At 45.4% G+C, this 22636-nt stretch carries 16 protein-coding genes and 3 tRNA genes; 12 read left to right on the top strand and 7 right to left on the bottom strand.

The features are described from left to right. Positions 1 to 83: 83 nt before the first annotated feature. From KO537_RS12620 to KO537_RS12610, 3 genes are read right to left on the bottom strand one after another with little or no spacing between them, the layout of a single operon-like run. Positions 84 to 2000 carry an OmcA/MtrC family decaheme c-type cytochrome gene (locus KO537_RS12620; RefSeq protein ID WP_219234581.1) on the bottom strand — a complete coding sequence of 639 codons (1917 nt, stop codon included), beginning with the start codon at positions 1998 to 2000 and terminating at the stop codon, positions 84 to 86. Positions 2001 to 2035: 35 nt separating this feature from the next. Further along, a complete protein-coding gene (locus KO537_RS12615; RefSeq protein ID WP_219234580.1) occupies positions 2036 to 4186 on the bottom strand; it encodes an MtrB/PioB family decaheme-associated outer membrane protein in 2151 nt (716 codons plus the stop codon). 13 nt (positions 4187 to 4199) lie between these two features. Then, on the bottom strand, positions 4200 to 5159 hold the full coding sequence (locus KO537_RS12610; RefSeq protein WP_219234579.1) for a DmsE family decaheme c-type cytochrome: 960 nt from the start codon (positions 5157 to 5159) through the stop codon (positions 4200 to 4202). Positions 5160 to 5599: 440 nt separating this feature from the next. Here KO537_RS12610 and KO537_RS12605 point away from each other — a divergent pair, with 440 nt between their 5' ends. From KO537_RS12605 to glnS, 3 genes are all read left to right on the top strand, one after another. Further along, positions 5600 to 5839 (top strand): FeoA family protein, encoded by a 240-nt coding sequence (locus KO537_RS12605; protein WP_028760477.1) that lies wholly within the window; start codon positions 5600 to 5602, stop codon positions 5837 to 5839. Then, positions 5832 to 8126, top strand: a complete 2295-nt coding sequence (gene feoB, locus KO537_RS12600; RefSeq protein WP_105252942.1) for a Fe(2+) transporter permease subunit FeoB — start codon at positions 5832 to 5834, stop codon at positions 8124 to 8126. Before KO537_RS12605 ends, feoB begins: the two co-directional genes overlap by 8 nt. Positions 8127 to 8342: 216 nt before the next feature. Beyond that, the gene (glnS, locus tag KO537_RS12595; RefSeq protein WP_173245638.1) at positions 8343 to 10013 is read left to right on the top strand and encodes a glutamine--tRNA ligase; all 1671 of its coding nucleotides are present in this window, start codon (positions 8343 to 8345) and stop codon (positions 10011 to 10013) included. A 179-nt stretch (positions 10014 to 10192) separates the two neighbouring features. Here glnS and KO537_RS12590 read toward each other — a convergent pair whose 3' ends face one another. Further along, positions 10193 to 10789, bottom strand: a complete 597-nt coding sequence (locus tag KO537_RS12590) for a Yip1 family protein (protein WP_105252940.1) — start codon at positions 10787 to 10789, stop codon at positions 10193 to 10195. 283 nt (positions 10790 to 11072) lie between these two features. On the opposite strand from KO537_RS12590, the gene miaE reads away from it, so the two are divergent. Then, a complete protein-coding gene (gene miaE, locus KO537_RS12585) occupies positions 11073 to 11843 on the top strand; it encodes a tRNA isopentenyl-2-thiomethyl-A-37 hydroxylase MiaE (RefSeq protein ID WP_028760473.1) in 771 nt (256 codons plus the stop codon). Positions 11844 to 12009: 166 nt separating this feature from the next. Here miaE and KO537_RS12580 read toward each other — a convergent pair whose 3' ends face one another. Both KO537_RS12580 and KO537_RS12575 read right to left on the bottom strand, forming a co-directional pair. Then, positions 12010 to 12735, bottom strand: a complete 726-nt coding sequence (locus KO537_RS12580) for a UDP-2,3-diacylglucosamine diphosphatase (RefSeq protein WP_168823649.1) — start codon at positions 12733 to 12735, stop codon at positions 12010 to 12012. A gap of 8 nt (positions 12736 to 12743) precedes the next feature. Then, positions 12744 to 13238 (bottom strand): peptidylprolyl isomerase, encoded by a 495-nt coding sequence (locus tag KO537_RS12575; protein WP_173245635.1) that lies wholly within the window; start codon positions 13236 to 13238, stop codon positions 12744 to 12746. Between the two features lie 140 nt (positions 13239 to 13378). Between KO537_RS12575 and cysS the strand changes: the two genes are divergently transcribed. Beyond that, on the top strand, positions 13379 to 14758 hold the full coding sequence (cysS, locus tag KO537_RS12570) for a cysteine--tRNA ligase (protein ID WP_219234578.1): 1380 nt from the start codon (positions 13379 to 13381) through the stop codon (positions 14756 to 14758). Between the two features lie 183 nt (positions 14759 to 14941). Here cysS and folD read toward each other — a convergent pair whose 3' ends face one another. Beyond that, positions 14942 to 15796, bottom strand: a complete 855-nt coding sequence (folD, locus tag KO537_RS12565; protein ID WP_219234577.1) for a bifunctional methylenetetrahydrofolate dehydrogenase/methenyltetrahydrofolate cyclohydrolase FolD — start codon at positions 15794 to 15796, stop codon at positions 14942 to 14944. 268 nt (positions 15797 to 16064) lie between these two features. On the opposite strand from folD, the gene KO537_RS12560 reads away from it, so the two are divergent. The 7 genes from KO537_RS12560 (at position 16065) to lon (ending at position 22539) form a co-directional block, all read left to right on the top strand. Further along, positions 16065 to 16141, top strand: a tRNA-Pro gene (locus KO537_RS12560). Positions 16142 to 16258: 117 nt separating this feature from the next. Further along, positions 16259 to 16335, top strand: a tRNA-Arg gene (locus KO537_RS12555). 9 nt (positions 16336 to 16344) lie between these two features. After that, positions 16345 to 16420 (top strand) — tRNA-His (locus KO537_RS12550). 261 nt (positions 16421 to 16681) lie between these two features. Continuing rightward, on the top strand, positions 16682 to 17986 hold the full coding sequence (gene tig, locus KO537_RS12545) for a trigger factor (RefSeq protein ID WP_173245627.1): 1305 nt from the start codon (positions 16682 to 16684) through the stop codon (positions 17984 to 17986). 89 nt (positions 17987 to 18075) lie between these two features. Further along, positions 18076 to 18684: an ATP-dependent Clp endopeptidase proteolytic subunit ClpP gene (gene clpP / locus KO537_RS12540; RefSeq protein WP_063883148.1), complete on the top strand. Its 609-nt coding sequence runs from the start codon at positions 18076 to 18078 to the stop codon at positions 18682 to 18684. 84 nt (positions 18685 to 18768) lie between these two features. Next, entirely contained in the window at positions 18769 to 20049 is a 1281-nt protein-coding gene (gene clpX, locus KO537_RS12535; RefSeq protein ID WP_028760467.1) for an ATP-dependent protease ATP-binding subunit ClpX, read from the top strand. A 132-nt stretch (positions 20050 to 20181) separates the two neighbouring features. Next, entirely contained in the window at positions 20182 to 22539 is a 2358-nt protein-coding gene (gene lon / locus KO537_RS12530; RefSeq protein ID WP_219234576.1) for an endopeptidase La, read from the top strand. Positions 22540 to 22636: the final 97 nt, after the last annotated feature.

Genomic DNA, 22636 nt, shown 5'->3' with positions numbered 1-22636 from the left:
ATTTCTTTAGGAGTAGATGACTGCATCGTATGAGTTCCTTTTATATCTGCAGTTGCTGGCCTTTTTAGGCCAGCATCATAGGGTTAGTTTATTGGATGCACTTTCAACACGTCCGCGACTCCGCCCTGTCCATGACAGAAAGCACAGGTTTCAGTTCCTGCGGTTGCATCGGATTTTGTACCTGCAAAAACAGCACCTTGCTGAGCCATGTGGTTATGAGTGCTGGTATCTGAATGGCAGTTGCTACACACAGCGGCAATTGGGCTGGTAAAAGTGCCGTTATCGAGGGCAAGGGGTTGTACCGCTGAATTTAAGGGGAGGGCGACGGTAGAAATCCCCGCAGTATCGTTAACGTGACATTGGGCACAGTTACCGATTTTTCCTGGGTAGTTTAGGCTTTCAAACCCCGTGAATTGACTGGTGTGAATACCGTGGATCAGCTGCTTAAAGTCAAATGACGTGATTGAAGGATTGGCTGCCGTCGCATCGGCCAGCATATTGGCGTTATGGCATAGCTGGCATTGACCATCGAGATCGTTACGTGAGCCGTGAATATTCAGTTTTTGATCACCATGGCAATTACCGCAGCTTGCATTGCTCACAACGCTACGGCGACCTTCATTGCTCAATGCTGCCATATCAAAATAACTGTGGCTGGATTTAATCACTAACACTTCCGCCAGTTCAGTCGTGCAATCAACCAGTACTTTATCTTTGGCACAGACTCTGCCTTGAATCGCAAGTCCGCCATGATCCGTTTCAGTGCCTGCTGGCACAGTAAGGCCCGCTATCGTATAGATATAAATGCCATTAGAGCCTGATATGGGTGTGGATTCCGGCAGTTTAATCGAGCGAGCTGAACGGGTCGCATAATCAAAACTGGTTCCCCAGTTGGCATATACCCTTAAATCATTGATAAATTTTAGTTTATCGGCACTTTCGCTATACACAGTTCCTGTGGCTGGATTCATCAGCTTAACCGCAACAGTGACCGTACCATTGGCATCCATACTGGCGCTGGTGATGCTTGGGCTAAATTGCATCACTGCCGCGTTTTTAGCTTCATCACTGTGTACGCTTGCGGTCCAGTCGGCATTATGACACGCCACGCAGTTACTGTTATCTGTTTGCACTGGGTGTCCTTCGCCTGCGGGGAAATTGATCTGTGTATGACAGGCACCACAGGCTTGCATGGTCGGGACTCTGCGCCAGTTTTGCTGTTCGGTTAACTCAGCCTTATCGACGTGACAGGTTTGGCAGTCACTAATGGGTTGCGGGAAGCCGGTTAAATGTTTGCTGTGGATCATTTGTGGGAAAATATCAGGGTTACTGACTTTTTTGCTGTTATGGCAGGTGACGCAGGTTTCGATTTGATCATATCTACTGCCATGGAAAGCTAGATTACTGTGGCAACTATTACAGGTCTCTATTGTGACTAAGTTGCGGGTGTAAGCGACATTACTACCTGAAGATTGCCAGTCATAATGCTGATTGGTTATAGGTAAGGGCGTATTATCGGCAAGTTTATCGCCGCCAATTTTGACCACCATTCTTTGGGTCGCTTCTGGCATAAACGTCACTCCATTCATGCCATTAAATGCGGCGCTGAAGGTGTAACTGTAGTGACCGTTTTTATGATCTGTGAGACTGCCAGGGCAAGTTGCCGCGCAGGTTTCAGCGGTAAAGTGCTGCCATTCACTGCTATTCCCCGCGCCTGTATAACCTTTGGGGAGAAGCTGCGCTGCAATAAATGTCGCCGATGGGATACCAATCACGGCTTCATCATCTTGATTGCTTACTTGAAAATCCACTTGAGCAATGCCATCTGTCATCGCGACTTTATCGACCATGATGTTAAGGCTAGTTATCGTTAATGCAGGCGGTTTCGCAGGCTCACCGGGATTACCATCTTGGCCGTTATCACCGCCACAGGCGCTTAATAGCGAGACTAAGGCCAGCATAAGACTGAATTGAGTGCGAATTTTTGCAAACTTGTTCATATTTCTATCCTTGGAATGCGCTGTCAGTCCCTAAGTTACATTTGGTAGCTTAAGGTCAAGCCTAAGTAGTGAGCGTTGTAATCGTGGCCCATATCACCAAAACTGAGTACGTTGGGAATCGTGTCCCAGCTTGTGCCTTGGTTTTGCCAGTTAGCATCTTGATATTTTTCGAATAACCAATCGACGCGCAGCGACATACTGTCGGCAAACTTATATTTGGCGTAGGCATTAATATTGTGTTTGCGGGCGTAAAAATCGCCATAGGGACTGGTGATGCCGTAGGTCACTTCTGTATCACTCTGTCCGCCGGAATAGCTGTAATCCAAACCAATATCGAGGTGATGATCGAACAGGTTTTGATAACTAAGCCCTGCACCAATCAAGGTTGATTTTTCCTCGGCAGTGCTGTACCAATCGGGTGTCGAGAAGGAATTACTGCCCGCTTGGTCTGAATCGCGCCAATCTTGGTTAACAAAGGCGGTTAAATTGAGGTCACTGCTCAGCACATATTGGGCTGACAAGTCGTAACCGAGATAGGACACCTGAGTTAGACCAACGAAGGTATGATGATAGTCGTCATTAATGCTGTGTAAGCTGGCACCAAGAGATAGACCAATATCGCTCTGATAATCCGTGTGTAAGGTGACTTTCTGTCTTTTTCTATCGGCAAGGTAGGATTTACGTAGCCAAGGATTACTTGAACTTTGAGTGGTTGCGACGGGATGATATTCACTGCCATCTCGCTCTAGTGCTTCTCCTTTCAACCAAGCTGACCATGCGGGCGAATAGCGATAACTTAGTTTAGCAAACACGCCGGACTCGTCGACGGATTGGCGGTCGAGTTCGGCATAATCGTTTTCATTATGGCTATAACCCGCTTCGGCGTAAGCCGCTGAGGTAAAACGGTATTTGCTTTTAAGTTCGAGTTTTTTGGTGCGCTTATCATAAAGGCTATTTTGGGCTGTGCCTTGATTAATACTGTCGGTGACGATCTGCGGAAAGTCTAATTGAGCCGTTTTGTTATCTCTGTCTTGATAGTTGTAACTTGCCTGCATGCTTAAATCTTGGCTGATCCGTCCTGAATATTTAAGGTCCATCTCTACAATATCGACTTGGCCATTTAAGGTATCCGCAGGCAGGACGGGCGATGGGCCATTGATGGTGGCAGGAATAAAGGTGTCATCTTGGGTCATGCGGCTAAAGCCTGCGTGCATCAATACATTTTGACCATTTGCCCCCCCTGAGGCTTCTGCGGCAACTCGGTAGGCTTTATTGTCGGGGTCGACCGCATTCTGACCTAGGTATGCTGCACCAAAGGTGGGAGTGTAGGCAGACTGCCACAGCATGGCTTGGTGATCATTTTTATATTGGCTGATTTGGCTATTGATGCCTGCTTGCCAGCCTGAACCGTTAAAATAAATTCTCGCATCGACTTCATCAGTACTGTCATCAATTGGTTGGGCTAGCATAACGCTATTGGTGAGTATATTGGCACTGGTCTTTTTTGCGCCACTGCGGTCTTCATGCTGATAGTTTAGCGAGGCTTTGTAGTGACTGTTATTGTCACCTTCAGGTGATATTTTGCCCGCGTAGTAACCACCGATACTAAAGCGATCACGTTGAATACTTAAATCTTGGCTAACAAGGCTGCTCTGTAACATAGGCATAGATTGCGTTGTGCCGCCTGTTATCCAGTTATCGGGCAATAACATTTTATCTTGCACTGAGGTATAGGGGCTTTTGAGTTGATTATGGTTATAGTTTGCTAAGCCTCTATAACCTAAGTTGATTTGATGGTTTCCCGGCCTTCCTGTTGTGAGCTTGGCTGAGCCCGCATCAAAACCTAACTTATCCGCGACCAGCTCGGTTTGATAACCCGTATGCGTTTTGTACACCATATCCGCACCGACGGCACCAACGAGACCATCATTATCTGTTCCAGTACTGTTACCAAAACGGCTGTCCTCACTATCGTTGTAAGCGAGGCTGGCACTGACATTGCCAATATGCCCTGTCTTAGGTTGGCATTGCTTACAGCTCCATGCCTCTGTCTTTATGCTACTTCGATTCGCTTCTTGCAGCCCATAACCTTCGGCGTGTGCTTGAGTCAAAACACCGCTTATCGCCCAAGCCAGCAAAGTGAGGGAGAAATAAGCGCTAGGGTGAGACATTTTAGCTGTTCGCATGATCATTCCCTTGTTATCTCTGCAGTAATTTGCCAGAAGGATGGTTAGAGCCATGCACTTGTCCGTGACAATTCATACAGGAACTACCAGAAGTGAAGGCATTGGTTTGATTGCCAAAATAGGCATTACTGCTATGGCCATCCGAAGCGTGGCACTGCTGACACAGTTGTGGCGGTTTGCTGATCAGCATGGCTTCGTTCACGCTGCCGTGGGGATTATGGCAATTAGCGCAGTTGTCGGTGACGGGGGCATGTTCCCACAGTTTAGGGCCGCGTTTTTCGGCATGACAGCTATAGCAATTTTCATTAACACTCATTTGCTTCAAGCTTGAATCGTTTAAACTGCCGTGGGGATTATGGCAGTCACTGCACACCATTTGTTGCCACTGTAATGGATGCGCCGAGCGCTTGTGCATATCGGCTTTTTGTTGGGTATGGCACTGGGTACAAATGGTGACTTCATTGGCTTTATCGCTGATAGGATCTTTTGCGGTATGCACTTGATGGCAGCTGCTACAGGCGACATCGGCGTTATCGTGGTGATTGCCTTTCCATGCGGTACGTTGACTGTCATTGTGGCAACTCATACAGACACTGTTTTGCTTTTGCGCGGGAACAGGGGAGTTTGGGCCAAAGGTGATCATCGGCTCTTTGCCACCTTTATTATGATTCCCTAACGGGCCGTGGCAGGCTTCGCACTGCAAATCGGCCATAGGCGAATCTTTCACATTGGGGTTGCCATGAACCCCCTCAAATATTGCCATCACCATGGCACTTTTTTTGTGGCACATCAGGCAAGTATCAGCGCCTTTAGCGGAATACTTACCTTCGGCGAATTTTTTGTCTAATGTCGCAACAACTTCTTCTGGTTTTTTGTTATCCCAAGGGGTCGCTGAGGCCGAAACGCTCGCGATTGATAACAAAATACATAGCATAGCCTTAGCTATGCTTCTGAACTTTAGCCCTATTTCCATGGTTATGTTTTCCCGAGTGCATTTATATTTGTTATTTTTACGCTTTCGACATTGCTAATTTAGCTTATTGAGCTCGGTTAATATTAGAACAAGTGTGTGACACGTGCTTAACATTGCGTGGTCTTTTCACTGTAAAGAAGGATGATTTTACAGGCGATATAGATTAAGTGTGATTTTGATCACACTTGCTTCGGGTGGGATTTGTTTACAGCGTTTTGACTTCTGTGCATCGCTTGATAGTCACTAATGCTAAGGTGCGGATTTTTATTTTCGGTTGGTCGTTTATTCATTGGAATTTTTATCACATAATACCCAACACAATTGAAAACTATTATCGTTACCAATCAAAAATCTTGATCTAGGTAAAGTTATTAGTGTCATCGCTCGGTTACAATGGGCGCAGTTTTTCGAGCTGAACCTGTTGCAAGGTGGAATACGTAATGAAGTTAAGCGAACTCAGTCCCGGCGATCGCGGTCTTATTTCTGAAGTGGGGCGTTTGGCGCTGCCACAAACCGTGAAGCGCAAGTTGTTGTCCATGGGGATCACGCCAAATACGCGTTTTTTATTGATCCGATACGCACCTATGGGCTCTGGTCTCGAACTGGATATTCGTGGTAGTAAACTTTGTATGCGCAGAGATTTGGCAGACATCATTGAGGTGGAAAAGACGAATGGCTAAGCAGTTTCATTGCGTCACAGTAGGGAACCCTAACGCGGGTAAATCTACACTCTTTAACGCGCTAACAGGCGCAAATCAGCAAGTGGGTAACTGGTCTGGTGTTACGGTCGAAAAAAAGACTGGTCATTTCACCTTAAACGGTGCTGACGTCTATCTGACAGACTTACCGGGTATTTACGATCTTCTTCCTGCGGGTAATAGTTGCGATTGTTCACTTGATGAGCAAATTGCGCAGCAATATCTTGCCGAGCAACGTGTCGATGGCATTATCAATTTAGTCGATGCCACTAATATCGAACGTCACTTATATCTCACGGCCCAATTGCGTGAACTCGCTATCCCTATGGTAGTGGTGCTGAATAAAATTGATTCGGCTGTCAAACGTGGGATTAAAGTCGATTTAAAGAAAATGAGCCAAGAGCTGGGTTGCCCTGTGATTGGCGTGTGTTCGCGAGATCCTGCCGATGTCGCTAAAGTTCAGGCACAGGTACTCGATTTACTTCAAGGCCGAGTCTCAGAAGCCCCATTAGTGCTTCACTATGATGAACAAATTGAAGCGGGCGTGCAGTTACTCTGCAGCAAAGATGCCCAATTAAGTCGCGGCCGCGCTTTGGCTATGCTAGGTAATGGTTCGGGTTGTGGTAGCTGTAAAAATGCTGAACTGCAGGATGAAGTGAATTCCTGTACTCAGATTATCGCTCAGCAAGGCCATGATATTGAAGTGATGGTGGCGACCACGCGCTTTAATTTCGTTGAACAAGTTTTTCAAGGTTCAGTGAAAGAGTCAGGGTTCCTCACCCTCAGTGACAAATTAGATAAACTCGTTTTACATCCTGTGCTTGGCATTCCTGTGTTCTTGTTTGTGATGTATTTGATGTTTATGTTCAGCATTAATATTGGCAGTGCTTTTATTGATTTCTTTGATGTTTTTGCTGGCGCATTGTTTGTCGATCACTTCGGTTCATTCTTGACGAGCATGGGCTCTCCAGCTTGGTTAGTCACTATCTTAGCGGGCGGTGTCGGCCAAGGCATTCAAACCGTATCAACCTTTATTCCTGTTATTGCGGCGCTTTTCCTCGGTTTGTCGATCCTCGAAAGTTCTGGCTACATGGCGCGCGCTGCATTTGTGGTTGACGGTTTAATGCGTCGTATTGGCCTGCCTGGTAAAGCATTCGTTCCTATGATTGTCGGTTTTGGTTGTTCTGTGCCTGCAATTATGGCGACGCGAACCTTAGGCAGTGAGCGTGAGCGTATTGTGACAGGGATGATGGCACCATTTATGTCCTGTGGTGCACGTCTTCCGGTTTATGCACTATTTGCGGCTGCTTTCTTCCCCGATTCAGGTCAGAATTTAGTCTTCTTGCTGTATATTATTGGTATCTTTGCCGCTATCGGTACGGGTTTATTACTCAGAAGCACTTTATTACCCGGCAGCAGTAGTGCTGTGGTGATGGAGCTGCCAAGTTATGAACTACCTAAGCTGAAAGCTGTTATGGTTCGTACAGGTAAACGCACTAAGAGTTTTATTTTAGGCGCAGGTAAAACGATTGTTCTAGTCGTGACCTTATTGAACTTCATCAATGCTATTGGTGTTGATGGCACATTTGGCCATGAAGATAGCCAAGCATCTTTGCTGAGTGTCGCGAGTCAAAAAATCACACCTATCTTCTCGCCTATGGGCATAGAGCAGGATAACTGGCCTGCAACCGTCGGTATTATCACGGGTATTTTCGCTAAAGAAGCGGTTGTTGGTACTTTAAACAGTCTATATAGCAGCGCGGCGCCGACAGATGAAGAACTTGCACCATTGAGCGAAAGCTTTAATGCGGCTCTGGCAACGATTCCAGCTAACTTGTTTGGTTTAGATCTTGAAGATCCGCTTAAACTGTCGGTCGGTGATTTAACCAATAAAGAAACCGTTGCTGAAGAACAAGGTGTTGCGACATCGACTTTCGGTGCTTTACAAGCAGGTTTTAGTGGTAAAGTTGCGGCTTTCTCCTATTTGCTGTTTATCTTACTTTATACTCCTTGTGTTGCGGCAATGGGCGCCTTAGTGCATGAGTTTGGTTCTCGGTGGGCGACGTTCGCGGCAACGTGGACTTTCTCACTGGCTTATGGTTCTGCAACGGTAGTTTATCAAGCCGCTACCTTTACGCAGCACCCAGTTCAATCAAGTCTGTGGATTGGTTTCTTCTTGTTTGCATTAGCCGCTTTTTATCTGTGGTTGAAACGTAAGGGTAAAAGAAGTCAGCAGATTATTCCTGGGATCCGCATTATCACCGAGTAAGATTTACTGAGTCGGCGTCACTGAATAATAAATGTCAGCTTAGTTAGGTCAAAGATAAAAGCAGCTTTCATGGCTGCTTTTATTGTTTTACTATCGCGGTTATAACCCCAAACAGTCAAAAACCAGAGTTTTTAACCCTAGGCATTGTAACTAGTGGTGATCTGTAGGATCATGCTGGTTTTCTTAAAATTGCCATTGTTCGCAAAGAGGAATTCCATGAGTCATGTGGACACTGAAGTACGTCCGAGTAACTTTATTCGTAATATCATAGATGAAGATTTACAAAGCGGTAAGCACACGAGTGTACAGACTCGTTTCCCGCCGGAACCGAATGGCTATCTTCATATTGGTCATGCTAAATCTATCTGCTTAAATTTTGGGATAGCGCGAGACTATAACGGTCTGTGTAATTTACGTTTTGACGATACTAATCCTGAAAAAGAAGACATTGATTATGTGAATTCTATTCAGGCGGATGTGCGTTGGCTTGGATTCCAGTGGGATGGTGACGTTCGCTATTCATCAAACTATTTTGATCAGTTACATCAATATGCGGTTGAACTGATTAATAAAGGTTTGGCTTATGTGTGTTTTTTGAATGCAGATGAAACCCGTGAATACCGTGGTACGTTAAAAGAGCCTGGTAAAAACAGTCCTTTCCGCGACACATCTGTCGAAGAAAACCTCGCCTTATTCGCTAAGATGCGCGACGGTGGTTTTAAAGAAGGCGAGTGCGCATTGCGTGCCAAAATTGATATGGCATCGCCATTCATGTGTATGCGCGATCCTATCATCTACCGTATTCGTTTTGCCCATCATCATCAAACAGGTGACAAGTGGTGCATTTACCCAATGTACGACTTCACGCACTGTATTTCTGATGCGTTAGAACATATTACCCACTCTTTATGTACATTAGAGTTCCAAGACAACCGTCGTTTATATGATTGGGTGTTGGATAATTTGAACGATTTTCAAGCGCCGAATCGTACTCGTCAATACGAGTTTTCCCGCTTAAATCTCGAATATACCTTGATGTCTAAACGTAAGCTGAACGACCTTGTGACCCGTAAACTCGTGTCAGGTTGGGATGACCCACGTATGCCAACGATTGCAGGCTTACGTCGCCGTGGTTACACACCGGCTTCAATTCGTGAGTTCTGCCAACGTATCGGCGTGACTAAGCAAGAGAATATGATTGAAGTCGGCATGTTAGATGCGTGTATTCGTGAAGAATTGAACGAACATGCACCGCGTGCGATGGCCGTATTACGTCCATTGAAAGTCATCATTGAAAACTATGCTGAAGGTGAACTTGAGTACATTCAAGCGGCCGCTCATCCAAATGATGAGAGCATGGGGACGCGTGAATTAGCCTTTGGCCGAGAAATATTGATCGATGTGGCTGACTTTAAAGAAGAAGCCAACAAACAATACAAACGCTTAGTTACAGGCAAAGAAGTGCGTTTACGTAATGCCTATGTGATTAAAGCTGAACGTTGTGACAAAGACAGCGAAGGCAATATCACGACGGTTTACTGTACTTATGATCCTGAAACTTTAGGTAAAAACCCTGCTGATGGCCGTAAAGTTAAAGGCGTGATCCATTGGGTTGAGGCATCTACAGCTAAGCCTGCTGAATTCCGTCTCTATCAGCGTTTATTTACCGATCCTAATCCTGCTGCGGCAGAGACTGTGGATGAAGTGTTAAACCCTGAATCATTGATCGTTGTACAAGGTTTTGCAGAAGCAAGCCTAGTGAATGCACCTGCGGAACAAGCCTATCAGTTTGAGCGTGAAGGCTATTTCTGCGCTGACAGCAAAGATTCATCGCCGGATAATTTAGTGTTTAACTTAACCGTAGCGCTGCGTGATTCTTTCGAGTGATTTTGCTTAAGTGGAGCTGTTTGACTGAATGAGTCAAACTGATCTGCTAACTCGCTCAAAGCGTTAATTCAACTCAAAAAAGAAGGCCTTTGCGGCCTTCTTTTTTATTTTCTGCTACAAATCAATTGCGACGTAGAGCTTGAGTTGCTGTTGATTAAATTTGTGATGAATTAAAATGGTTATTGGTACATAGGACCAAAGCCTAAGCTCCATAAAATGACACTAGTTGCCATTAGCCCCACCAAGAGTACTAAGCCTGCTGTCACCATAGAGCTAGCGTAGATAAAACCTTTCTCTTCAGGGATATTCATAATGATAGGCACCCCCGCGTACAGTAAATAGACTGAGTAGGCTAAACCAATCAACCCCACTATCATGATAAACCATAGCACTGGATATAATGCGGCTAAACCGACCATAAACAACGGGGTTGCAGTGTAGGACGCGAGCTCTAATGCTTGGGTGTAAGTTGGGTTAGCATCGAAGGTTTTTGCCATCCAATAGGCTAAATAGGCAAGGGCGAATACACCTGCAATCAGGCCTAAATACATGCCTGCAGACATAAACAGGGCGCTTTGTGGTGTAAGGTAAATAGGATCGCCTGCGCCAGGATTCCAGCCAATGTAAGCCGTAGCAATGTAGCTGCACACCGCCGGAATTAAGGCGATAAGAACTACATGACTTAAGCTACTTTTCAGTGCCTCATGGTTTTTTTCAATTGTTTGCCACTCTTGTTTTGGATGAGTGTATAGCCCCATTAAGTGATTCAGTATCATTATAATTATCCTTGTTCAGCATTGATGAATGGCTCGCCAAACGTCAGACGAGCTGATAACAGCTCTACAATCGAGGTTAAAATGGTGTCCTGTCTCTTTATCCATCGATTGGTTACACATAGAGAAGTGAGAGGCTGTGTGATCAGGATCTCAGTTCTTTAGAGTGTAGATTATTTATTGAACAAAAAGTTCAGCGCGTCAAGTTTACTTAAGCCTAATGCTATAGCTTATGAGTAAATATGCGTAAAATAGCGCGATATTCAGAATGATATTGAGTGAGTCCATGCTGCAACTTCTTGCCCCCATCCACGCATTTCTTCACTGTGAAACACCGCAAACTTGGATTGATGTCGCGATAAAATCAGATTCCTTGGATGAGTTGCTGATCGACCATTGTAACTGTGAGTTAAAAGCCGCTCAGACAGCGATTTTTTTGCTAAGAAAATATGCGTTAGATAAAGACAGTGGTCGAGCTCTGTTGGCGTGGGCTAAACCCTATGAAGAGTTTATTTATTCGCAAGAACATGATGTGGAAAGTTTTTTAGCCCGTGATGTGAAAAAGAATGAGTTGGTAACTGACCTTATACCTAAGCCCAACTTTAAGTTTGCTGCGAATTTAGTTTCACCTTTAATCCGCTTGATTAAAGAAGAGTTTCATCATTTTGAACAAGTATTGGATTTAATGCACAAGCGCAGTATTGATTACCGCAATATTCGCGCGGGGCGTTATGCCAAGGGCATGATGAGTCATGTGACAACCCATGAGAAAGATATTTTGCGGGATAAGTTGATTGTAGGGGCATATATTGAGGCTCGCTCGTGCGAGCGCTTCGCTAAACTCGCGCCTTATTTAGACGGTGAGCTGAGTAAGTTTTATGTGTCACTGCTGCGCTCTGAAGCTCGACATTATCAAGATTATCTTGCGTTAGCTCAGTTGGTTTCACCTGAGGATATTAGCGAGCGAGTGAAGTACTTTGGCGAGTTAGAAGCTGAGTTGATTTTGGCGCAGGATGATGAGTTTCGTTTCCACAGTGGGTCGCCTCTATTAAATTAATTTGAACGGCTTTGCTTCCCCAAACGAGTAGAGTTAAGTCCATATAGCTGAAACGATTAACGGTTCGAAAAACCGTTAATCACAGTATTTTCAAGCTATTAAAGCTAAAAATTTAAGCCATTTAAGCTTAAGTAACGCTAAATGAGGCCTACTTAAGCCAATGCCTTTAGGTCATCATCTGGTCAAAGGGTAAGGACTGTAAATAAATCCCTTCAGCGCTCACACTGAGCACACTGCCTTGTTCATACCAATCGCCAACCACTATACGCTTACAGCCATTAGCAAGTTGATGAATGGCTGGTCTGTGGGTATGTCCGTGGATCATATGCTTAGTGTGTGTCTTGGCAAATAACACATCGACCGCATTGGGCTCTACATCCATGATGGTGTAGCTTTTTTGTTGATTGCTGCTTTTGCTCTTGCTGCGAATTTTATCAGCAATGCCCTGACGGGTTTTCTTGGATAAATAACCGTACAGCCAACGAGACAGCGATAAACTGCGCAGTTTTCGAAAGCGTTGGTAGGCCTTATCTAAAGTACATAAGCTGTCGCCGTGCAAAATTACAGTGTCGACACCGTATAAATTGAGGCGAGTGACTTCGGGTAAAATTTGCATGCCTGCGGCGCGCGCAAATTGTTTGCCTAGCATGAAGTCACGGTTGCCATGGATAAAATACACGGGCAACTTTTGTGATACTTGCTTGAGTTTTTCGGCGATGTCGAGGGCAAAAGGCAAGGCAATATCATCACCAACCCAGACTTCAAACAAATCGCCTAGGATATAAAGGGCGTCGGCATCATCGAGTTCAGTGTCGAGAAAGCGAGTGAACGCTTGGGTGATATCAAGGCGATCTGCACTCAGGTGTAGATCACCTATAAATAGAGTTCGCATTCGCCGTATTATGCCGCGACGCTGACTTTTTCAATCACAATGGCTTCTAATGGCACATCTTGATGCATACCACGGTTACCAGTGCTAACGGCTTTGATTTTTTCGATAACATCCATGCCTTCAACGATTTCGCCGAATACGCAGTAGCCCCAGCCCTGTGAGGTTTCTGATTTAAAATCGAGGAAAGTGTTATCGTTCACGTTAATGAAGAACTGTGCAGTGGCTGAATGTGGATCAGAAGTACGGGCCATAGCAACAGTACCAGTGCGGTTTGATAAACCGTTATTGGCTTCATTTTTCACGGGCTCGTTACAACGCTTTTGGCTCATGTCTTCGTTGAAGCCACCACCTTGGATCATAAAACCGTCAATCACACGGTGGAAGATAGTGCCGTCGAAGAAACCTTCGTCAACATATTTCATGAAGTTTGCTACTGTTAACGGTGCTTTTTCAGCGTTCAGTTGCAGTTTAATGTCGCCAAAATTAGTGTGTAATGTGATCATGTTTTCATACTCTGTGTAAATAGTGGCGCGATTCTAACTTATCTCGGATTGCGCGCAAAGTGCAGTATTCAAAACCTGTCAGGCCGTGATAGACTGACTCCTTGATTTTACACCTGAATGTATCATTGAAGAGAATATCGATGTTGAAGATTTACAACAGTATTACCCGCCAAAAACAGGAATTTAAGCCAATTAATCCCGGGAAAATTGGGATGTACGTGTGTGGTGTGACCATATACGATCTCTGTCATATTGGTCATGGCCGTACTTTTGTTTCTTTCGACATGATAGTGCGCTACCTGCGTTACGCGGGTTATGAAGTGAATTTTCAGCGCAATATTACTGATGTTGATGACAAAATCATCAAGCGCGCTAACGAGAATAACGAAAGCTGTGAAGCCTTAACCGAGCGTCTTATTGGTGAAATGCACCAAGACTTCGATGCCCTAAATATGTTGCGCCCCGATTTTGAACCGCGCGCGACCCTTCATATTGCCGAAATCATCGACATGGTTGAGTTATTACTCGCCCGTGGCCATGCCTATGTGGCGAGCGATGGTGATGTGCTTTTCAGCGTGGCCTCATATCCTTATTATGGCCGTTTATCGGGCCAGAATTTAGATCAACTGCAAGCCGGTGCTCGGGTTGAAGTGGACGAAACCAAGCAAAATCCAATGGATTTTGTGTTGTGGAAAATGTCGAAACCTGGCGAACCAACGTGGGAATCCCCATGGGGACCGGGTCGTCCTGGCTGGCATATCGAATGTTCGGCCATGAACAGCAAACATTTAGGTCTGCATTTTGATATTCATGGCGGCGGCTCTGACTTACAGTTCCCACATCATGAGAATGAAATCGCCCAGTCTTGCTGTGCCCATGACACGCCATACGTCAACTATTGGATGCACACTGGCATGGTGATGGTTGACCGTGAAAAGATGTCTAAGTCCTTAGGCAACTTCTTCACCATTCGCGATGTACTTGGTCACTATGATGCTGAAACTGTGCGTTATTTCTTATTATCTGGCCATTATCGTAGCCAACTGAACTATTCAGAAGATAACTTGAAACAAGCGCGTTCAGCCTTAGAGCGTTTGTATACGGCGATTAAAGATGTCGACTTAACTGTCGTTGCGGCGCCTGCAGAAGAGTTTATTGCTAAGTTTAAAGCGGCGATGGATGATGACTTTAATACACCTGAAGCCTATTCAGTCCTTTTTGACATGGTGCGTGAGATCAATCGTTTAAAACTGACCGATATGGCACAGGCATCTGCGTTAGCGGTCACCTTGAAGCAATTAGCGGATGTGTTAGGTCTATTAAGCCAAGAGCCAGAGGCCTTCTTTCAAGGCGGCGGTAGTGACGATGAAGTGGCCGAAATCGAAGCCTTAATCGTTGAGCGTAACCGTGCTCGTACCGAAAAGGATTGGGCTGCTGCGGATGTGGCGCGTAATCGTTTAGATATTTTGGGCGTTGTGCTTGAAGATGGTCCAAGTGGCACCACTTGGCGTAAGAAATAAGCTTATTCGCTATATTTTTAATTCAAGAAAATCTTCAGTAAATAAAAAACCTGCATCATGCAGGTTTTTTTATGCTTGCTAGAACCTAGAACCTAGAACCTAGAACCTAGAACCTAGAACCTAGAACCTAGAACCTAGAACCTAGAACCTAGAACCTAGAACCTAGAACCTAGAACTTAGAACCTAGTCATGATACTGCTCGGCGGCATATAAGGTGTTTTCTAATAGGCTTGCAATCGTCATCGGGCCAACACCGCCGGGGACTGGAGTGATAAAGCTGGCATTTTGCGCAGCAATGTCATATTGCACATCGCCGACTAAGGTGCCGTTATCTAAACGGTTAATACCCACATCTATTACAATCGCGCCAGACTTGATCCACTCGCCAGGAATAAAGCCGGGTTTACCCACTGCAACGACCACGAGATCTGCCTGACGGATTTTTTGTTCGAGATTCTTAGTGAAGCGGTGGCAAGTAGTGGTGGTGCAGCCAGCGAGCAGCAACTCTAAGGTCATTGGGCGGCCGACAATATTGGATGCGCCAACCACAACAGCATCTAAACCATAGGTATCAACGCCGGTGGATTTGATGAGTGTCATTATGCCCATTGGGGTGCAAGAGCGCAGCACCGGAATACGCTGGGCTAAACGGCCGACGTTGTACGGGTGAAATCCATCGACGTCTTTATCTGGGCGGATACGCTCGATGACTTTTGAGTCTTCGATATGTGCGGGTAATGGCAGTTGCACTAAGATGCCATCAATTGTCGGATCATCATTAAGACTATCAATCAGGTTGAGTAATTCATCTTCAGTGCAGTTTGTTTCTAAATCGTATGAACGAGAAATAAATCCAACTTCTTCACAAGCCTTACGTTTACTGCCAACATAAACTTGTGATGCCGGATCGGCTCCCACTAATATTACGGCTAAACCCGGTACGCGTTGTCCAGCCCCTTTGCGGGCGGTGACTTTTTCGCTGAGCTTAGTGCGGATGGATTGAGCAATCGCCTTGCCGTCGATTATTTGGGCTGTCATGGGTGTAGGATATCCTTTATATGGGCGATGGTGAAAACAGTAGTTAACACAGAGATTGGCAATCGTGGCTATTTTAACAGGGCACAGCTACTGTGTCATGGTTAAAGCCGTTGCCAAGTGGATAAAAAAAAACAGATTAGCCTGATAATTCAGCACCTAGAGTCGAACGATAAAAAAATCGTTGACGGGTGTAAAGTGAGGGGATAAGATGCGCTCCGTTCTCAGGCAGATGTGTTAATCTTGCGCTGGGAATGTAATGTAAGACCTTCGGTGATTAGCGCAGTCCGGTAGCGCATCTGGTTTGGGACCAGAGGGTCAGAGGTTCGAATCCTCTATCACCGACCAGTTTATTGTCGTTTGCTTCGATGAATTCAAAAATAATTTGAACTCAAATAGGCGAATGATAGGCTTAGCATAAATGCTTTCCAAATCGGTTAGGATACAGATGATTCTGTAAACCATGCGCCCGTAGCTCAGTTGGATAGAGCACCCGCCTTCTAAGCGGGTGGTCGCAGGTTCGAATCCTGCCGGGCGTACCAGTTTCAGTGGTGATTGTAGCTCAGTTGGTAGAGTCCCGGATTGTGATTCCGGTTGTCGTGGGTTCGAGCCCCATCAGTCACCCCATTTTTAGTACTTTGAGTACAAATTAAAAAAAGCGACCTTGTGTCGCTTTTTTTATACCCCAGATTCGGCTGTTGAGGCTCGACTCTGCAGAAAACGGTGGCTATAATGTCGCGTCTTGATAGATATCAACTATGAGCGACCTGTGCCTAAAGCCAGTTGTGGTGGGCATTGTAGTCAAATTTAATGATCAAGAAACGAATACCTGAATAGTTGATGAATCGGCTATTACAAAGGACGTTAGACAAATTTCGAGGTAAAACAATGCAAGTTTCTGTTGAAGCAACCCAAGGCCTAGAGCGTCGCCTGACCATTTCTGTTCCTGCTGAACAAATTGAAAAGCTGGTTAAAGACAGTTTACAACGTGAAGCTAAGCGTGCTCGTATCCCAGGTTTCCGTCCTGGTAAAGTGCCTGTTACTGTGATTAACAAACGTTACGGCGCCGCGATTCGTCAAGACATCATGGGTGAAGTGATGCAACGTAACTTCATCGAAGCAATTATTGCTGAGAAGTTAAACCCAGCCGGTGCACCGACTTTTGTTCCTGGTTCAACTGATGGCGAAAAGTTCGAATTTATCGCTACCTTTGAAATCTATCCAGAAGTTGAGCTGAAAGGCTTAGATGCAATCGAAGTAGAACAACCAAAAGCGGAAGTGACTGACGCTGACGTTGACACTATGATTGAAACCCTACGTAAACAACACGCAACTTTCGCTGCTGTTGAACGTGAAGCTGCCGATGGCGACAAAGTGAAAATGAACTTTGTTGGCTCAGTTGACGGTGAAGAATTTGAAGGCGGCAAAGCTGACGATTTCGAACTGCAATTAGGTAGCGGCCGTATGATCCCTGGTTTTGAAACGGGTATTTTAGGTCACAAAGCGGGTGAAGAATTTGTTATCGACGTGAACTTCCCAGAAGAATATCACGCTGAAAACCTGAAAGGTAAAGCCGCTAAGTTCGCGATTACGCTGACTGAAGTGCAAGCGGCTAACCTGCCAGAAGTAAACGATGAGTTTGCTGCTCTGTTCGGTATCAGCGAAGGTGGCTTAGAAGCCCTTAAAGCTGAAATCCGTAAAAACATGAACCGTGAACTTGAGCAAGCGTTAAAAGCTAACGTGAAAGAGCAAGTGATCAATGGTCTGTTAGCTAACAACGATATCACTTTGCCAAAAGCATTGATCGATGGCGAAGTTAACGTTCTGCGTCAACAAGCCATGCAACGTTTTGGCGGCCAATCGGCTAACATGCCAGAACTGCCAGCTGAATTGTTCACTGAACAAGCTGTACGTCGTGTTAAAATCGGTCTGCTATTAGGCGAAGTCATCAAGACTAACGAACTGAAAGCGGAAGATGAACGCGTACAAGGCTTGATCGCTTCTATGGCTTCTGCCTACGAAGATCCAAGTGAAGTTGTTGCTTATTACAACAGCAACAAAGAGCTGATGCAAAACATGCGCAACGTTGCTTTAGAAGAGCAAGCGGTTGAAGCACTGTTGAAATCTGCCAAAGTGACCGAAAAACAAGTCGCTTTTGAAGAATTTATGAACAAGGCTACCGGTCGCGCATAAGCTAAGCTTGACTTGATTAGCTGTTCGCCATTTATAATGGCTCGTATGAGGCTCCTCATGCGAGCCATTTTTATTTAGGGAAGTGAATAATGCATAATGCGTCAGACATACAAAGTGCTTTAGTGCCTATGGTGATCGAACAGACTGCTAAGGGTGAACGCTCATACGATATTTATTCTCGTTTGTTGAAAGAGCGGATTATCTTTTTGGTAGGTCAAGTTGAAGAACACATGGCAAACCTTATCGTGGCGCAACTATTATTCTTAGAATCAGAAAGCCCAGATAAAGATATCTTTTTATACATTAACTCTCCTGGTGGCTCTGTCACCGCAGGCATGGCGATTTATGATACCATGCAGTTTATCAAACCGAATGTTAGCACTGTCTGTATCGGCCAAGCCGCTAGTATGGGCGCTTTCTTGTTAGCTGGTGGTGAGAAGGGTAAGCGTCACTGTTTACCAAACTCTCGCGTGATGATCCATCAACCGCTGGGTGGTTTTCAAGGTCAAGCATCAGATATTGCTATTCATGCCAAAGAAATCTTAGGCATTAAAAATAAGCTTAACCTAATGCTCGCTGAACACACAGGTCAACCGCTCGAAGTGATTGAACGCGATACCGATCGTGACAATTTCATGAGTGCAACTCAAGCCGTCGAATATGGCTTAGTTGACTCTGTGATGACGAAACGCGGCTGATTTTTGCTTTTGACTGAGCTATGCTTTGTAAAAGTTAAGCAAATTTAAGACAGGCAGTAGAGCAGACTGCAAATGAGGTAATTAATGGGCGACAACAAAAATAATGGTGACAGCGGTAAATTGCTGTACTGCTCTTTTTGCGGAAAGAGCCAGCATGAAGTCAGAAAACTCATTGCTGGCCCATCAGTGTATGTATGCGACGAATGTGTTGAGTTATGTAACGACATCATTCGTGAAGAGATTAAAGAAATCTCTCCAAAGCGTGATAGCGATAAATTACCGACACCACATGAGTTGCGTGCACATTTAGACGATTATGTTATTGGCCAAGACAGAGCGAAAAAAGTGCTTTCTGTGGCAGTGTATAACCACTATAAGCGTTTAAAAAATGCATCGCCTAAAGATGGTATCGAGCTGGGCAAGAGTAATATTTTGCTTATCGGTCCAACGGGTAGCGGTAAAACCCTACTGGCTGAAACCCTTGCGCGCTCACTCAATGTGCCTTTCACTATGGCAGATGCTACTACGCTGACTGAAGCGGGTTATGTGGGTGAAGACGTTGAAAACATCATTCAAAAGTTGCTGCAAAAGTGCGACTACGATGTTGAGAAAGCGCAGCGTGGTATCGTTTATATCGATGAAATCGATAAAATTAGTCGTAAGTCAGACAATCCATCAATCACCCGTGACGTATCGGGTGAGGGTGTACAGCAAGCACTGCTTAAGCTGATTGAAGGTACTGTTGCCGCGGTTCCACCACAAGGTGGCCGTAAGCATCCACAGCAAGAATTCTTACAAGTCGATACTTCTAAGATCCTGTTTATCTGTGGTGGTGCGTTTGCAGGGCTTGAGAAAGTGATTGAGCAACGTGCGCACGTTGGCTCGGGTATCGGTTTTGGTGCACAGGTGAAAGGCGAGAAAGAGAAGGCGACGATCTCTGAAACGTTATCGCAAGTAGAACCTGGCGATTTAGTCAAATACGGTTTAATCCCTGAGTTTATCGGTCGTCTACCAGTGGTTGCGACTCTGACTGAGCTGGATGAAGAAGCTTTAGTACAAATTCTATCTCAACCTAAAAATGCCCTAACTAAGCAATACAGTGCGTTATTTGAGATGGAAGGGGTTGAGCTTGAGTTCCGCGAAGATGCGCTTAAAGCGATTGCTCACAAAGCCATGTCTCGCAAGACTGGTGCCCGTGGCCTACGCTCCATCGTTGAAAGTATTCTGCTGGATACCATGTACGATATTCCATCCGTTGACGGTGTGGTGAAGGCCGTTGTGGATGAATCAGTAGTGAAAGGGGAATCTGCCCCAATCTTGATTTACGAGCACAATGAGGCCCAAGTGGCATCAGGCGAACAATAATTGTACTGATCGCTAATAAACTGAAAAACAAGGAGTCCAATGGACTCCTTTTTTCGTATTAGCCATTGAAACTCCATAAAGCGTCCCAATATACTCCAGTATTAATCCATTTCACCAAAACGGAATCGAACTATGACCCAAGAGCGTGAAGCGCATATCGAACTCCCCGTGCTGCCACTGCGAGATGTGGTGGTCTATCCCCATATGGTAATTCCGTTATTTGTCGGACGAGAAAAATCTATTCGATGTCTCGAAACGGCAATGGCGCAGGATAAGCAAATTATTTTAGTGGCGCAGCGTGATGCCGAGCTCGATGAACCATCAAAAGATGACATCTTCGAAGTGGGTACGGTTGCCTCTATTTTACAGTTACTTAAGCTGCCAGACGGTACAGTCAAAGTGCTGGTTGAAGGCGGTCGTCGCGCCCGTATTACCCGTTATACCCAAGAAACAGAATTTTTTGTGGCTAAGGCTGAGTATCTGGAATCAGAACCGCTGGAAGACAAAGAAGAAGAAGTGTTAGTGCGCAGTGCTATTGGTCAGTTTGAAGGTTATATCAAGCTGAACAAAAAGATCCCGCCAGAAGTCTTGACCTCTTTATCGGGTATCGATGAAGCGGCGCGTCTGGCCGATACTATGGCCGCACACATGCCACTTAAGCTTGAAGATAAGCAATCTGTGCTTGAGATGGTCAACGTCGGCGAACGTCTGGAATATCTAATGGCGATGATGGAATCGGAGATCGACCTATTACAGGTTGAGAAACGTATCCGGACTCGCGTTAAAAAACAGATGGAAAAGAGTCAGCGTGAGTACTATCTGAACGAACAGATGAAAGCCATCCAGAAAGAACTGGGTGACCTAGATGAAGGCCATGACGAATTTGAAGCCTTAAATCGTAAGATTGAAGAGGTTAACATGCCCGCTGAGGCGAAAGAGAAAGCTCTCGCCGAGCTTAACAAGTTACGCATGATGTCACCAATGTCGGCTGAAGCGACGGTGGTTCGCAGTTATGTCGATTGGATGACAGCGGTGCCTTGGAGCCAACGCTCTAAAATCAAACGTGATTTAGCCAAAGCCCAAGAAGTACTCGACACCGATCATTTTGGTCTTGAAAAAGTCAAAGAACGTATCTTGGAATATTTGGCAGTCCAAAGCCGAGTGCGTCAACTTAAAGGGCCAATCCTGTGTTTAGTGGGGCCACCAGGTGTGGGTAAAACCTCGTTAGGTCAATCGATCGCTAAGGCGACTGGTCGTAAGTATGTGCGTGTTGCCCTCGGTGGCGTGCGTGATGAAGCGGAAATCCGTGGTCATCGCCGTACTTACATTGGGTCTATGCCGGGTAAAGTCATTCAAAAGATGGCTAAAGTCGGCGTGAAAAACCCGTTATTCTTGCTCGATGAAATCGACAAGATGAGTTCAGATATGCGCGGCGATCCGGCTTCTGCTTTATTGGAAGTGTTAGATCCTGAGCAAAATGCGACCTTTAACGATCATTACCTCGAAGTCGATTACGACTTATCCGATGTGATGTTTGTTGCAACGTCAAACTCCATGGATATTCCTGGGCCACTACTTGACCGTATGGAAGTCATTCGTTTATCGGGTTACACCGAAGACGAGAAGCTGAATATTGCTAAGCAACATTTGCTGAATAAGCAAATTGAGCGCAATGGTTTAAAAGCCACTGAAATTAAAGTAGATGATAGTGCTATCGTTGGCATTATCCGTTATTACACCCGTGAAGCGGGTGTGCGTTCACTCGAGCGTGAATTGTCTAAGATTTGCCGTAAAGTCGTGAAAATGATTTTGCTCGATAAGTCGGTCAAGTCTGTGACTGTCAACCAAGAGAATCTTAAGTCTTTCCTTGGTGTGCAGCGCTTTGATTACGGCAAAGCCGAGTCTAAGAACCAAATCGGTCAAGTGACTGGCTTAGCTTGGACTCAAGTGGGCGGTGACTTACTGACGATTGAAGCAACCTCAGTGCCAGGTAAAGGGAAGTTAACCTATACCGGTTCTCTTGGTGACGTGATGCAAGAGTCGATTCAAGCAGCGATGACAGTTGTTCGCGCCCGTGCGGAACAATTAGGTATCAATGCGGATTTCTACGAGAAGCGTGATATCCACGTGCATGTGCCAGAAGGTGCGACACCCAAAGATGGTCCATCTGCAGGTGCGGCAATGTGTACCGCGTTAGTATCAAGCTTAACGGGTAACCCCGTGCGTGCCGATGTGGCCATGACAGGTGAAATAACCTTACGTGGTGAAGTGTTACCTATCGGTGGTTTGAAAGAAAAACTGCTAGCAGCACACCGCGGCGGCATAAAATTGGTGCTTATTCCAAAAGAAAATGAGCGTGATTTGGAAGAAATCCCTGCCAATGTGATTGCCGATTTAGAAATTCGTCCCGTGCGTTGGGTCGATGAAGTGTTAAAACTGGCCCTAGAAAGACCAGTGGAAGGCTTCGAAGTGGTTAAAAACTTGGCATAACGCAAGAAATTGCGCTATCACGTTAAAAAAAATGAAAAAAGGGGCTTAACAAAGCGCAGACCTGTGGTAGCCTAGGTCTGTGGAGAGCCAGCTGCTC

It is taken from the genome of Shewanella sp. NKUCC01_JLK (assembly GCF_019345615.1).
GTDB lineage: Bacteria > Pseudomonadota > Gammaproteobacteria > Enterobacterales > Shewanellaceae > Shewanella > Shewanella oncorhynchi.
This window is presented reverse-complemented; position numbering and strand designations above follow the sequence as displayed.